The sequence below is a fragment of the Halorubrum gandharaense genome (genome assembly GCF_054654575.1).
Genome location: NZ_BAAIET010000001.1, coordinates 1318589 through 1331436 on the forward strand (window position 1 = coordinate 1318589; position 12848 = coordinate 1331436).

The 12848-nt window shown below is 70.6% G+C and carries 17 protein-coding genes; 14 read left to right on the forward strand and 3 right to left on the reverse strand.

Features of this window, described 5'->3' with window-relative positions; translation table 11 throughout:
- Nucleotides 1-34: 34 nt before the first annotated feature.
- The 8 genes from pth2 (at nt 35) to ACYQ07_RS06285 (ending at nt 3844) form a co-directional block, all read left to right on the forward strand.
- Complete coding sequence (gene pth2, locus ACYQ07_RS06250) at nt 35-373, forward strand: peptidyl-tRNA hydrolase Pth2 (RefSeq protein WP_459878897.1); 339 nt, start codon at nt 35-37, stop codon at nt 371-373.
- Nucleotides 374-1918 (forward strand): tRNA pseudouridine(13) synthase TruD, encoded by a 1545-nt coding sequence (gene truD, locus ACYQ07_RS06255; RefSeq protein ID WP_459878899.1) that lies wholly within the window; start codon nt 374-376, stop codon nt 1916-1918.
- A gap of 144 nt (nt 1919-2062) precedes the next feature.
- Nucleotides 2063-2329, forward strand: coding sequence for an eL43 family ribosomal protein (locus tag ACYQ07_RS06260; RefSeq protein WP_459878901.1), 267 nt, complete (start codon nt 2063-2065; stop codon nt 2327-2329).
- Complete coding sequence (locus ACYQ07_RS06265) at nt 2330-2464, forward strand: DNA-directed RNA polymerase subunit P (protein ID WP_121561748.1); 135 nt, start codon at nt 2330-2332, stop codon at nt 2462-2464. It abuts the gene before it with no gap.
- A 9-nt stretch (nt 2465-2473) separates the two neighbouring features.
- Nucleotides 2474-2743, forward strand: a complete 270-nt coding sequence (locus tag ACYQ07_RS06270) for a KEOPS complex subunit Pcc1 (protein ID WP_459878904.1) — start codon at nt 2474-2476, stop codon at nt 2741-2743.
- 115 nt (nt 2744-2858) lie between these two features.
- The gene (locus ACYQ07_RS06275) at nt 2859-3245 is read left to right on the forward strand and encodes a prefoldin subunit beta (protein ID WP_459880244.1); all 387 of its coding nucleotides are present in this window, start codon (nt 2859-2861) and stop codon (nt 3243-3245) included.
- Nucleotides 3246-3518, forward strand: coding sequence for a DUF3194 domain-containing protein (locus tag ACYQ07_RS06280; protein ID WP_459878906.1), 273 nt, complete (start codon nt 3246-3248; stop codon nt 3516-3518). It begins immediately after the preceding gene.
- A 128-nt stretch (nt 3519-3646) separates the two neighbouring features.
- Nucleotides 3647-3844, forward strand: a complete 198-nt coding sequence (locus ACYQ07_RS06285; RefSeq protein ID WP_459878908.1) for an HVO_0649 family zinc finger protein — start codon at nt 3647-3649, stop codon at nt 3842-3844.
- 243 nt (nt 3845-4087) lie between these two features.
- Here ACYQ07_RS06285 and ACYQ07_RS06290 read toward each other — a convergent pair whose 3' ends face one another.
- The 3 genes from ACYQ07_RS06290 to ACYQ07_RS06300 form a co-directional block, all read right to left on the reverse strand.
- Complete coding sequence (locus ACYQ07_RS06290) at nt 4088-6046, reverse strand: DUF2070 family protein (protein ID WP_459878910.1); 1959 nt, start codon at nt 6044-6046, stop codon at nt 4088-4090.
- A 115-nt stretch (nt 6047-6161) separates the two neighbouring features.
- Complete coding sequence (locus tag ACYQ07_RS06295) at nt 6162-6716, reverse strand: GMP synthase subunit A (protein WP_459878912.1); 555 nt, start codon at nt 6714-6716, stop codon at nt 6162-6164.
- A gap of 110 nt (nt 6717-6826) precedes the next feature.
- Nucleotides 6827-7906: a tubulin/FtsZ family protein gene (locus tag ACYQ07_RS06300; protein ID WP_459878914.1), complete on the reverse strand. Its 1080-nt coding sequence runs from the start codon at nt 7904-7906 to the stop codon at nt 6827-6829.
- Between the two features lie 75 nt (nt 7907-7981).
- Here ACYQ07_RS06300 and ACYQ07_RS06305 point away from each other — a divergent pair, with 75 nt between their 5' ends.
- The 6 genes from ACYQ07_RS06305 to ACYQ07_RS06330 all read left to right on the forward strand — a co-directional run bounded on the left by ACYQ07_RS06305 (nt 7982) and on the right by ACYQ07_RS06330 (nt 12829).
- Nucleotides 7982-8677, forward strand: a complete 696-nt coding sequence (locus tag ACYQ07_RS06305) for a DUF7310 family coiled-coil domain-containing protein (protein ID WP_459878916.1) — start codon at nt 7982-7984, stop codon at nt 8675-8677.
- A 261-nt stretch (nt 8678-8938) separates the two neighbouring features.
- Entirely contained in the window at nt 8939-9385 is a 447-nt protein-coding gene (locus ACYQ07_RS06310; protein WP_459878918.1) for a DUF5791 family protein, read from the forward strand.
- The gene (locus ACYQ07_RS06315; protein WP_459878920.1) at nt 9382-10311 is read left to right on the forward strand and encodes an NAD-dependent epimerase/dehydratase family protein; all 930 of its coding nucleotides are present in this window, start codon (nt 9382-9384) and stop codon (nt 10309-10311) included. Before ACYQ07_RS06310 ends, ACYQ07_RS06315 begins: the two co-directional genes overlap by 4 nt.
- 77 nt (nt 10312-10388) lie before the next feature.
- The gene (locus tag ACYQ07_RS06320) at nt 10389-11564 is read left to right on the forward strand and encodes a DHH family phosphoesterase (protein WP_459878922.1); all 1176 of its coding nucleotides are present in this window, start codon (nt 10389-10391) and stop codon (nt 11562-11564) included.
- 67 nt (nt 11565-11631) lie between these two features.
- A complete protein-coding gene (locus ACYQ07_RS06325; RefSeq protein ID WP_459878924.1) occupies nt 11632-12396 on the forward strand; it encodes a class I SAM-dependent methyltransferase in 765 nt (254 codons plus the stop codon).
- 22 nt (nt 12397-12418) lie between these two features.
- Entirely contained in the window at nt 12419-12829 is a 411-nt protein-coding gene (locus ACYQ07_RS06330; protein ID WP_459878926.1) for an FxLYD domain-containing protein, read from the forward strand.
- Nucleotides 12830-12848 lie beyond the last annotated feature (19 nt).

A 12848-nucleotide genomic window follows, 5' to 3' on the forward strand; every position in this document is an offset into this window, starting at 1 on the left:
CCATTTATAACCGCGCCGCGGCAGTGGATCGGGTATGAAACAGGTCATCGTCGCGCGCCGCGACCTCAAGATGGGCGAGGGAAAACTCGCCGCACAGGTCGCGCACGCGTCGCTGTCGGCGTATCAGGACGCCGGCCGCCGGACACGAAAGAAGTGGCAGGGTGAGGGCCAAAAGAAGATCGTCGTCGGGGCGGACTCCGAAAGCGAGGTCTTCGAGCTGGCGGACAAAGCCGACAAGGAGGGGCTCCCGTACGCCGTGATTCGCGACGCGGGCCACACCGAGTTGGATCCCGGTACCGTCACCGCGCTCGCGGTCGGCCCCGCACGCGACGAGCTCGTCGACCGCGTCACGGGCGACTGCTCGCTCTACTGAATGGTGGACAGTAATCGCGACACCAACGGCGACAACGACACCGACGCCGACTCCGACGCCGACACCAACGCCGACGCCGACGCCCCGTACACTCCCGCCGACCTCCGCGAGGCGCATCCCGTCGAGCGCGCCGTCGGCATCGACTACTTCGTAAGCGACGCCGACGGCGTCGGCGGCATGCTCCGGGAATCCCCGGACGATTTCCGCGTCCGAGAGCTGGAGGCGTTCGACGCCGAACCGGCGGATTCGGACCCGGGGAGCTACCCGGAGCTGGTGATTCGGGTCACCCTTCAGAACTGGGACACCAACGACTTCGTCCGACGGCTCTCCGACGCCATGGGGATCAGCCGCGAGCGCGTCTCGTGGGCGGGGACGAAGGACAAACGCGCCGTCACCACCCAGCTGTTCACCGTGCGCGGCATCGACGCCGACGACCTTCCCGAGATCCGCGGCGCGGAGATCGAGCCGCTCGGTCGCGCCGGACGAAGCCTGACGTTCGGTGACCTCGCGGGAAACGCCTTCGAGATCCGGGTTGCGGACGCGGTCGCGGACGCCGCCGACCGGGTCGAGTCGGTGGCTCGCGACCTCCGCGCGTTCGCCGGCAGCGACCCGGACGACGAGGACGCGCCCGCCGGCGTCCCCAACTACTTCGGCCAGCAGCGATTCGGGAGCCGCCGCCCGGTCACCCACGCCGTCGGGCTCGCAGTCGTCCGGAACGACCCGCGAGAGGCGGTCCGGTTGTACGCGGGCAACCCCTTCGAGAGCGAGCCGTCCGACACCCGAGCGGCCCGCAAGCGCGTGGACGACGCGTTCGGCGTGACCGACGCACGGGATGCCGAGCGGGACACGGGCAACGCCGAGCTCGCCGTCGACGGCACCGGCGACGGCGACTGGGCCGACTGTCTCGATGCCGTCCCCGGGAAGCTCCGGTTCGAGCGGGGGATGCTCCACCGACTCGACGAGCGCGGCGTCGACCCTGCCGCGCCGGCAAACCACGACGACTGGTGGCATGCTCTGGAGGCGGTTCCCTCCAACCTTCAGCGGCTGTTCGTCAACGCCGCCCAGTCGTACCTGTTCAACCGGATGCTCTCGGAACGGCTCTCCCGTGGACTCCCCTTCCACGAGCCGGTCGCCGGCGACGTGGCGTGTTTCGCGGACGTCGACGCGCCTGACGAGCTGTACGCGCCGGACATGGACCGGATCCAGCGTGTCACCGAGGACCGCGTTTCGATCGTCGGTCGTCACTGTGCGCGCGGGCGAGCGTTCGTCACCGCGCCGCTGGTCGGCACCGACACCGAACTCGCGGACGGTGAGCAAGGGGCGATCGAACGCGAGGTGCTCGACGCCGCCGGCATCGAGCCCGGAGACTTCGAGCTCCCGGGCGAGTTCGACTCGACGGGGACCCGTCGGGCGATCCTCCTTCGGACCGACCTGGAGGCGACGACCGAGAACGGCGACCCACGCTTCACCTTCGCGCTGCCGAGCGGGTCGTACGCCACCGTCGTGTTGCGGGAGTTCCTGAAGAGTGGCCCGCTCGATCTGTGAGGTCGGTCCGCGGAATCCGCGGGGTCCGTGGCGCCCGGTGGTCGCCCGCCGGCTCGCCTCGCGGCGTTACCCTGTGAGAGCGACACACGACGACGTGGCCGACTCGTAGCCTTTTTACGCACGCTGGCGGTAGAGACGGTCACTATGGCTGAGGACAAGGCTCGAAGCACCGGCAGTGCGGGCCGATTCGGCGCCCGTTACGGCCGCGTCGCTCGCAAGCGGGTTCAGGAGATCGAAGACGACATGCGCAACGCCACGGTCGACGGCGACGACGTCAAGCGCATCGGCACCGGCATCTGGGTTAACGAGGAGACCGGCGAGACGTTCACCGGCGGCGCCTACCGGCCCGAAACGCCGGGCGGCCGCACCGTTCGCCGCTCCATCCGCGCCGCACTCGCAGACGAGGAATAGATGAGCTACAAGTGCTCCCGCTGTAAGCGTGACGTCACCCTCGACGAGTACGGCGGCGTGCGCTGTCCCTACTGTGGCCACCGCGTCCTCCTCAAGGAGCGCGGCGGCGGCATCAAGGAAGTTAACGTCGAGTAACGACCCGTCGTGACGGCGACCCGCGAGCACGACGCTATCCTGCGGTTTTCCTACCCTACCGAGCGCCGAGCGATGGCCGTCGCCGACGCGCTCGCGCCGGAGGTCGGCGAGATCGACGACGTGCGCTCGGGCGCGACCGTCGAGCGCGAGGGACACGTCGTCCGAGTGTCGGTGTTCGCCGACGACCTCGTGGCGATGCGCGCCGGGGTCAACAGCTGGTCGCGGCTCGTCGAGACCGCCGAGCAGGTCGCCGCGTACGGCGACCGGTTCTCGAAGTAGCGCGGAATCGGACGCGTGAGACGCTCTCCGGCGCACGTGACACGTTCACGTCCGCGAGTCCGGAAGTCGGGGGTTTTTCCGTCCGGACCGCCACGTTTCGCTCATGCAGGGCAACATGCCGCCGGAAGCACAAGAGAAGATCGAGGAGCTGCAGGAGCTGCAGGAGACCGCACAGCAGGTCACCCAGCAGAAAGAGCAGGCGCAGTCGGCACTCAACGAGTCGAAGACGGCCCTCGAAGCGCTCGAGGACGTCGACGAGGACGCCGGCATGTACCGCGAGATCGGCGAGGTTCTCGTCGAGACGGACTACGAGTCCGCCTACGACGACCTCGAGGAGAAGGTCGACTCGCTCGAAGTTCGCGTCGAGCAGCTCACGAAACAGGAGGAGCGTGTCGAAGAGCAGTTCGAGAGCCTCCAGGAGGAGCTCCAGCAGCTTCTGCAGGGCGGCGCCGGCGGCGGCGGTCCGATGGGCCCCGGCGGTCCGGGTGCGGGCGGCGCGTAAATGTCGACCGACGACCCGACCGACGAACAGCCTGACGACCCCGACGACGAGGAGGTCGTGCGCACGGCGGCCCGCGCGGCGGAGGGCGTCGTGTTCAAACACTACGCGCAGTCGGAGGTGACGGACCTCGACGTGACCGTCACGTTCGAGGACGGCGTCCTCGACGTGGACGTCTACCTCAACGCGCCCGACGACGAGGCGGACCCCGACGCGGTCGCCGAGGCCGCCGTCGAGGCCGCGACAGATGCGGTCGACGAGCTGTTCGCCGTTTAAGACGGCGCTCCCGTCTCGTTCGTTTTGACACGACTCCACCGGCGAGCTTCGGGTGTTTCGTTCCGGATCTTTCACGGTTCTTACTTTTAGCGGCAAGTATTAGTCGCAAGAGTGTTTTGTGTTACCACATGTCGTCCACGAACAGGGGAACGACGGCGTTCGACAGACTGCGGGCACGGTTCGACAGCGAACCATACGTCTGTGCCGAGTGTGGCTGCGTGGACGAGTCCGGTGAATGGGAGGCCCGGACGAGCGGCGCGCGCGTCGTGTACCGGCGGGAGTGCCCGAGTTGCGGCATTGAGGTAGTTCGCGACTACCGCCTGTGAGGCCGTTTTGAGGACGACTCGCGCTCGATGACGTGAGTCCGCGAGGCGGCTGCGCCGGCGGACACCCTTTCAGCGTTACCGTCGACGCGCTCGCACCGTTCGTGCCCTGCCCACGCTTCGTCCTTTTAAACCGCGAACACGAGCACCAGGCTCACAACCGTCACCAACAGCGTCACCGCCGCCGCGAGCGCGCCGCCTTCGCCGACGCGCTCGCACCGTTCGTGTCATCGTCGCTTCGCCCTTTTAAGTCGCAAACACGAGAACCAGGCTCACAACCGTCACTAGCAGCGTCACCGCCGCCGCGAGCGCGCCGCCGAGCGACACCGCCGCATTTGCCTGTGCCGCCAGCGTTTCCGTGCGGTCGTTGCCGAAGACGACGGCGGTCGCGTGCTCCGTGGCACCGCCGGCCACCACGGGCTCGCGGTCGGCGTCCGCCTCCATGACGAGGTTCCCGACGAGGTCGGCAAGCGCGCCATGGTCGATCTCCTCACCGACCCGATTGTCGGCCGTCGTGCGATTGACGACGTGGGTGTCCGTCGTGAGCACCTCCGCGTGCTCGATACCGGTGTGGTCGCGGACGGCGTCGAGGAGCGTGCTGCGGAGGCCCGGAACGACGTTGTTCCCGTCGATCACCACGTAGGCGGCGCGCTCGCCGGCTGCACGGGTGACGGCGACACGGATCCCCAGCGGGCCGATGCCCTCCGCCGGCGTCCAGTTAGTGGGATCGTGAGCGATCCCGAGTTCGAGCGGACCGCGGTCGGCGGCCGCGAGCGCGTCGCCGGTTTGCTCGGCGGCCGCGAACAGGTCGTACGACCGGCGCGAACCGGGCGTGACGTGGCCGAGGTCGGGTCCACCAAGTCCCTCGTTGCAGTTGTGTGCGTCCGCGAGGAGCACGTCGTCGAAGCCGCCGGCGCGTAGCTCCGCGCGGGCTGATTGGCCCACCGCGAAGTTCACGTCGTCCGCGGAGTTCGGCGCGAAGGTGTTGACCGCGAGGGCGGTTCCGCCGAACGCCTGCCCGAGCATCGTCGCCTCGCCAGCATGTTCCACGACCGGCGTGGTCGCTTCACGGTCGAACGCGATGCGGTCGTGGGCTCGGTCGGCGGCATCCAACAGGCGCTCGACTTCGCGTCCCGAGACGAGGTTGAAGTCGTGGCCGGCGGTCGCGTGCGGCACGAACGCCAGTCCCTCCGACCGCTGGGCGGCACGCACCGGGAGGTTGCCGCCGCCGATGTCGCCCATCGGCCCCGGATGCACCATCGGGAGGACGACGCGCGCCTTTTCCGGGCCGAACGCGGAATCGTCGAATTCTGCGTCGCCGTCCGTGTTGGCCCCTTCACCGTCCACCACCGGCCGGAACGAGAGCACGGAGACGGGGACGACCGCCTCCTGGCCCAGTTTCTCGAAGAAGCGCTCCAGGTCGCGGGAGCCGTCCGCGACGTGGCCGATGAAGCCGCGGACGAAGTCCAGCACCGAGACGCCGAGCGAGCGCCGCCACGGCCGTTCGATGCCGACGAGAAACGCCCAGACAGCGAGGGCGTTGAGCATCGAGAGCGCGCCGAGCAGCAGGAAGTGGTCGGCGGCGACCGCCTCGAACGCCGGCGGTCCCGCCTCGCCGCGCGCGAGCCACGTGATATAGGCGTCGTACGGGGACCCGCCCTCAGTCAGCAGCTGGACCGTCCCGCTGTAGACGAACAGAAGGAGGGCGGCGACCCCGCTCTGAATGCTGGCGGGCAGACACGCCCGGAGCAAGGAGAGCCGCGAGACGGCGAGCACGACGAGCAGCCGCACCGCGAAGATGGCCGCCAACGCCACCACCAGCGCGTCGAAGACGAACGCCTGCCCGAGCGCCGTGACGGCGGTAACGACGGCGGCGGCGACGAGAATGGCGACGACGAGTACCTCACAGCAGAGCGCAAGCAGCGCCGACCGGTTGTACGTGAGGTCGCCGCCGAGCGCGCCGTCGACGGTCGTCGTCGCCAGCGCGGCGACTACGGTTGGGATCCCGATGAAGAACAGTCCCTGCCACGCGTCCTGGCCGAGAAGCAGCACGCGGTACGGCGACTCCATCGTGGCCGCCGCGTCGAACACCGCGATGCCGGTCAGCCCGGCAAGAAGGACGGCGAACGCGAGCGTCCGCGGCCATCGCGGGGCTCGAAAGACGAACCGGGAGAGCTCGGCTAGCCGTCCCTGGTTCGCGGTCATACGTCCGGAATCGTCGGACTTCCTGAAAAGGTCGCCGGAGAGCGGATGGAAAGAGCGGATAGGGAGAGCGGATAGAGAGGGCAGATGGGGAGAACGGGAGTAGCAGCCGGCGTGCTCAGGCGGACTCGCAGATCGCGACGAAGTTCTCGAAGACCTCCTCGCCCTCCGCCGTGTGGGCCACTTCTGGGTGCCACTGCACGCCGTAGAGGTCCCGGTCCGTGTCGGCCATCGCCTCCACGTCACACACGTCGGAGGTCGCCGTGCGCGTGAACCCCTCCGGCACCGCCTTCACCTCGTCGGCGTGGGAGGCCCACACGCGGGTCTCCGGCGCGAGCGACCCCACGAGCGGGTCCTCGTCGTCGACGATCTCCACGTCCACGTCGGCGTAGCCGCCGTAGTCGCCGCCGCCGACCGTCCCGCCGAGCTCGTGGGCGATCACCTGCATGCCGAGACAGATGCCGAGGACGGGAACGTCCGCTTCGAGGTACGCCGGCGCCTCGCCGATGTCGTCGATGTCCGGGCCACCGGAGAGGACGACCCCGTCGGCGTCGACCTCCGCGGGGGGCGTGTCGGCGTCGATCAGCTCCGTGTCGACGCCCATGTCGCGGAGCGCCCGGCGTTCGAGGTGGGTGAACTGTCCGTGTAAGTCGAGCACGACGATGCGAGTCATGTCCCGCATAGCGTCGACGCGCACAAAAACACCTCGAAAGACACGCAGGAACGTGTCGAACGATCACCCACTGCGGGACAGGTAATGCACTTCCGTGGATCTCTCACGGCTCACAGCAGGTCCTCGAGCTGGTCGTTGTCGAACGCGGACGCGGGGTCCGGTTTCTCCTCGGCTTCGTCGCGGACGGCCTGTCGGGCGCGTTCGAGGAACGCTTCCACCCGGTCGGAGCGTTCGACGCCGCCGAGGAGGACGAGCGAGGCGAGCCGGTCGGAGTCGAGCGGGAAGTCGCCGCCGCGCACCTGCATCGACCCCGTCTTCTCCTGGAGCCAGCTCCGTGCTTTTTCAGCGCCTTTCCGGGGGATCCGGTCGGGGTCGCCGGCGACCGCCAGCAGCGCGGCGTCGGCGGTGGTGGCGTTCGGCAGCGACATCCCGGAGGTCACCGCCTTCCGGGTCGTGCTCGTCACGACGTTGATGTTCTCGCCGGGATCCTCCGCCGCGGGTGCGGACGCGAAGCCGACGGCGGCGATCCCGCCGCCGCGCAGCGTGTTGATCACCTCGCTGGTGTCGACGACCGACTCGCCGACGCCCTCGACGGCCTCGCCGGCGGCCAACACCAGTCCGACGCGCTTTGCCATCGCCTCGTTGACGGCGGCGTAGCCGCTCTCGACGCTCTCGCCCGCCGAGCGCCAGGCGTCGTTGTCGAGCAGAATCGCGGCGTCGGCCTCCCGCACCACGGTCTTCAGCGACCGGCCGGCGTTGACCTGGTAGAGCGCCCCCTCGTTGCGACCCGGTAAGACGCCGAGGGCGTAGACGGGCACGTCGTACACCTGCTGGAGCTCGTTGAGGAGGACGGGCGCCCCGCCGGAGCCCGTCCCGCCGCCGAGCCCGGCGACGACGAAGACGGCCTCCACCTCGGCGGTGAGCTTCGGCGCGAGCGCGTCGAGCACCTCGACGGAATCCTCGCGCATCACCTCGGCGCCGAGTTCGTTGTCGCCGCCGACGCCGTGGCCGTTCACGCGTGACTGTCCGACGAGCACCGTTTCGAGTGGGAGGGGGTCGAGGTCGGCGGCGGCGGTGTTGACGGCGAGCGCGTCCGTTACCGCGCCGAACCCCATGTCCGCGTCGAACTCGGCGAGGGCGGTGGTCAGCTTCCCGCCCGCCTGTCCGACGCCAACGAGGACGGCCTTCATGCAACATACGTGTTCGCACGGCCACAAGAACGTTCCCCCGACTGCTTAAGGGCGAAACCGCGACAAGGGCGGCGCATGACCGACGACGGAACGCCAGCCACCGAGACGGCCGACGACGCGTCGACCGCCGGCGACGTGCTCCGGGAGGAGCCACCGGCCGGCGGAACGCCCGCCGAGCGGCCGCCGCACGCCGCGACCGACGACCACCTCCGGGACCACCTCCAAGACCGGCTTCGGGCGGTCGAGCGCGCGCTCGCCGACGGAGGGGATCCGGCCCCTGCCGCCCTCCCGGATGCAGCCGAGACAGCTGCCGAGCGCGACGCGATTCGTGACCGGATGGACGAGATCGAACGACGCGTCGCGGAGCTGGAGGCCGCCACGCAGGCGCTCCGCGGATACGCCGCCGGCGTTCGCTCCGTGAACGAGGAGGTGGAGCGTCGGGCTGACCTCGCGCTTGCGACCGCTCGAACCGCACGCGTGACGGCCGAGCGTGCGGACGGCGACGACCGACCCGGAACCGGCCGACTCGGCGACGACGACCGCTCGTCGCTGCTGCCGGACGATCCCGCCGTCGCCGCGGCGGTACCCGACCCGTCCGCGGACACCGAGCGATCCACGGGCTCAGCCGACTCCACCGACGCCGACCGCTCCGCCGACTCCGACCGCTCCGCCGGCTCCGACCACCCGAGCGCCGAGGAGAACGACGCCGACGGGGCCGCGGGTCGGTCGTGGGGCGACGAGGCGATCGCCCGCCTCCGTGACGCACTGTGACCCCGCGCGCCGCCCCCGCAGTACTGCTCACGACCGCGATACCGGCTGTCGCTCCGCCCGCGCTCGCCGCCGACGCCGTCGCCGTCGCCGTACAGGATCCGCCGACTCCCTCTCCGGGGTCGGCGACGTGGACGGCACGCACGACGAGACTGCCGCCGGATGGCCCTCCCCGGAGACGGCGGCCGCCGAGCGGGCGGTCGACCGCTGTCCCACACCGGGGTGACCGCAGGCGTTTAGGCCGCCCGCCGCCGAGTTGGCCGCATGTTCCACGAGGTCATCGAGGAGGTCGCCGCGGACGCGGACGCCGAGCGGGCGGGGGAGGCCGCCGCGCTGTTGGCCGCGTTCGAGGCGCTGGTACAGGAGTCGGTTGAGACGGCCGGGCGCGACCGCGTGACCGACGAGACCGCGCTGTCGAGCGAGGCGATCGACGCCGCCGTTGCCGGGGACGCCGCCGGCCTCACCGTCGACCAAGGGGCGGCGGTGATCGCCGTCAGCCGCGACCGCGACCCCGACGCCGTCGTCTTCGAGCTGCGCGACCATCTGCTGATGGGGATGACGACGGCGGTGCTCGACGTCGACACCCTCGCCGGCGCGATCGACGCCGACCTCACCGGGCAGGAGGTCCAGCAGGCCCTTGAGGGGCGCGCCGACATGACGCTGGCCCAGCTGGCGGAGATCATGGCCGTCATCGAGGCACGCAAGCGATGAGGGTCGTCGTCGTCGGCTGCGGCTACGTCGGACTGGCGCTCGCCCGCCAGCTCGCGGCTCGGGGCCACGACGTGACGGGGGTCCGCCGTTCGGACGCGGGGCTCGACGCGGTGCGCGCGGCCGACGCCGCCGCCGACGACCCGGGCAGCGTGTCGGCCGTGCGGGCGGACGCGACCGATCCCGAGTCGCTCACCGCGCTGCCGGACGCCGACGCAGTCGTCTTTGCGGCGAGCTCCGGCGGTCGCGGCGCCGAGGCGGCCCGAGCGGTGTACGTCGAGGGGCTCGGCAACGTGGTCGACGAGTACGGGAGCCGTCCGCAGGCGGACCGCCCGGACCGGCTGGTGTACACCTCATCGACGGGGGTCTACGGCGACCACGGCGGCGACTGGGTGGACGAGGAGACGCCGCTGGACCCGACGACGGACAAGACGCGGGTGCTCGTCGAAGCCGAGCGCGTGGCGACCGCGGATGCCGCGGACGTCGGCATCGACGGCACCGTCGCGCGCTTCGCGGGCCTGTACGGACCGGACCGATACCGGCTGAACCGCTATCTGGAAGGGCCGGTGACCGCCGGCTACCTCAACATGGTTCATCGTGACGACGCCGCCGGTGCCGTGCGGTTCCTGCTGGAGTCCGACCTCGCGCGCGGCGAGGCGGTGCTCGTCGTCGACGACGAGCCGGCCGACAAACACGCGTTCGCGGACTGGCTCGCCGACGAATGTGGCGTCGACCGTCCCGAGAAGCAGTCGAAGGCGGAGCGGATCGCCGCCGGCGACCTCTCCGAACCGGCCGAGCGACGGATCCGGACGAGCAAGCGGTGCTCGAACGCGAAGCTCCGAGCGCTGGGCTACCCGTTCGCCTACCCCACCTTCCGCGAGGGGTATCGAGCGGCTGTAGACGCGTTTCGCGCGTCGAGCGACGACTGAGGCGCTCGTTTCGTCGCGTATACGCGAACGAAAACGCCGCGAACCTTCTTGTGCCACCAGTGATTCCGGGGAGATACATGCGGGTTCCAGGTGTGGTCGCCGACGCGCTCTCGGAAGCCGAGGCGTTCGTCCGGGAGAACCCCGAGCTGGCGGCCGCTGCCGTCCTCGGAGCGGTCATCGTCCTGGCGAGCACCTACGCGTTCCTGCGGCTCCGCCGCGCGCCCGGCGTCCGCTTCCGGCGGCTGATCGGCGCCCAGGAGGAGATCGCGATCCTGATGCATCCGAACCCCGACCCCGACGCGATGGCGTCCGCGGTCGGCGTCGCCTCGCTGGCCGACCAGCTCGACGTGGACGCCATCATCCAGTTCCCCGGGCAGATCCGCCATCAGGAGAACCGAGCCTTTCGGACGGTTCTCGACCTCGAACTCGACCGGATCGACCACGTCTCCGACCTCGCCGCGGAGTCCGTGGTGCTCGTCGACCACAACGAGCCGCGAGGGTTCGCCGGCGCCGACGGCGTGCTGCCGACGGCGGTCGTCGACCACCATCCCGGTGACGGCGCCGGTGAGGCGTTCACCGACGTGCGAACGGACTACGGCGCAACCGCCTCCATCATCGCGGAATACTTCCGGGACAATGACGCGGTCCCCGTCCCGCCGGACAAACACGCCAGCGAGACGAACGGCGAGCTCACGCTGTCGACGAGCGCGGCAACCGGCCTGCTGTACGGCATTCTCGCGGACACCAAACACCTCACCGTCGGCGCCAGCGAACGGGACTTCTCGGCGGCGGGCTACGTCTATCCCGGCGTCGACCAGGACCAGCTCGACCGGATCGCCAACCCCGCCGTCGACGCCGAGGTGCTGGAGGTGAAAGCGCGCGCCATCGCCGGCCGACAGGTGGAGGGGTCGTTCGCCGTCGCTGACGTGGGCGGCGTGAACAACGTCGACGCCATCCCGCAGGCGGCCGACGAGCTGATCCAGCTGGAGGGGGTCACGGCGGTCGTCGTGGTCGGCGAGCGTGACGGCACCGTCCATCTCTCCGGGCGCTCCCGCGACGACCGCGTTCACATGGGGAAGGCGATCGAGGCGGCCCTCGACGGCATCGACAACGCCGGCGGGGGCGGCCACGCACGGATGGGCGGCGGCACCATCACCCCCACGGTCGACCCCACCGGCGAGGAGGAGTCCGCCCCCGTCGACCGGGACGCGCTCGCCGACGACCTGTTCCGGGCGATGGCCGGCGACGTGTGATCCGCCGGCGCGTTGCACCCCTGCTCCCGCCCCAACGGCTTTGCCGGTACGTGGCCGACGTGCGCACATGAACGAGGAGGGAACGGGAGCGCAGGCGTCGGCCGCCTTTTACACCCGATACGCCGGCGTGTACGACCGGTTCGCCAGCGCGGCGCCGTTCGCGGCGGGGCTGCGCGAGCGGATCGTCGACGCGCTCGCGCCCGACCGCGGTGACGTGGTCGTCGAGATGGGGTGTGGAACGGGGGCCAACTTCCCGGCGCTTCGCGAGCGGGTGGGGGCGGCCGGGGCGGTCGTCGGCGTCGACGTGTCGAAGGGCGTCGTCTCCCGTGCGCGCGACCGGATCGAGCGCGCCGGGTGGGAGAACGTCCACGTTGTGCGGGGTGACGCCACGAGGCCGCCCGCGGCGTTCGCGGACCTTCCTCGGGTGACTGCACCCGCGGGCGAGGTCGACGCCGTGGTGGCGACGTTCGTCACCGGAATGCTCGACGATCCGGCAGACGCGGTCGACGACTGGTGCCGGCTCGTCGGCGAGGGCGGTCGCGTGTGCGTCGCCGGGTTCGCCCGGTCGACGACGCCCGTCGGTCGGCTGCTCAACCCGGCGTTCGCGGCGGCCGTGCGGCTGGGGACGCCACCCGGCCGCGGCCGGGGGCGGCCCGAATCCCCCGTCGAACTGCTGGACTGCCGGGCGGTGGCGGCCCATCGACGGGTCCACGACCGCTGTCAGGACGCGCGAACGACGCGGTCGCTCGCCGGCTTCGCGCGGGTGACTGCCGGCACGGTGGGCGATCCTGGCGGGGAAGTCGTCGACGCCAGCGACCGGCAGTTTATGTGACCTGCCCCGTAACGGTCGACGTATGCGCCGTCGTCGCTTCCTCGCCGGGTCGGCCGCGTGTAGCCTCGCCACCGTTGCCGGCTGTGGGACCACGCCGGGCGGCGAGAACGGCAACGACAGCGACGACGAGGAGCACGAGGGGCCCCCCGCAGCGGTGGTCGAGAGCGAGCTCGTCCGCGAAAACGAGGGGACCGACGAGGAGTCGGTGCGCGTCGAGGGCATCGTCGAGCGAACCCGCGACGAGGAGATCACGTATCTGGAGGTGCGTGCGGTCTTTTTCGACGAGAACGGCGAGCCGCTGGAACGCACCGTCGAACACGTGGGGGACGTGACGGAGGGGGACCGCTGGTCGTTCTCCGTCGCGTACTCCGGCATCGGGGAGTCGGCGGCACGAGTCGCCGACCACGACGCCGAAGTCGTCGAGAACCCCTGAAATGGTGCCGTCACGGAGG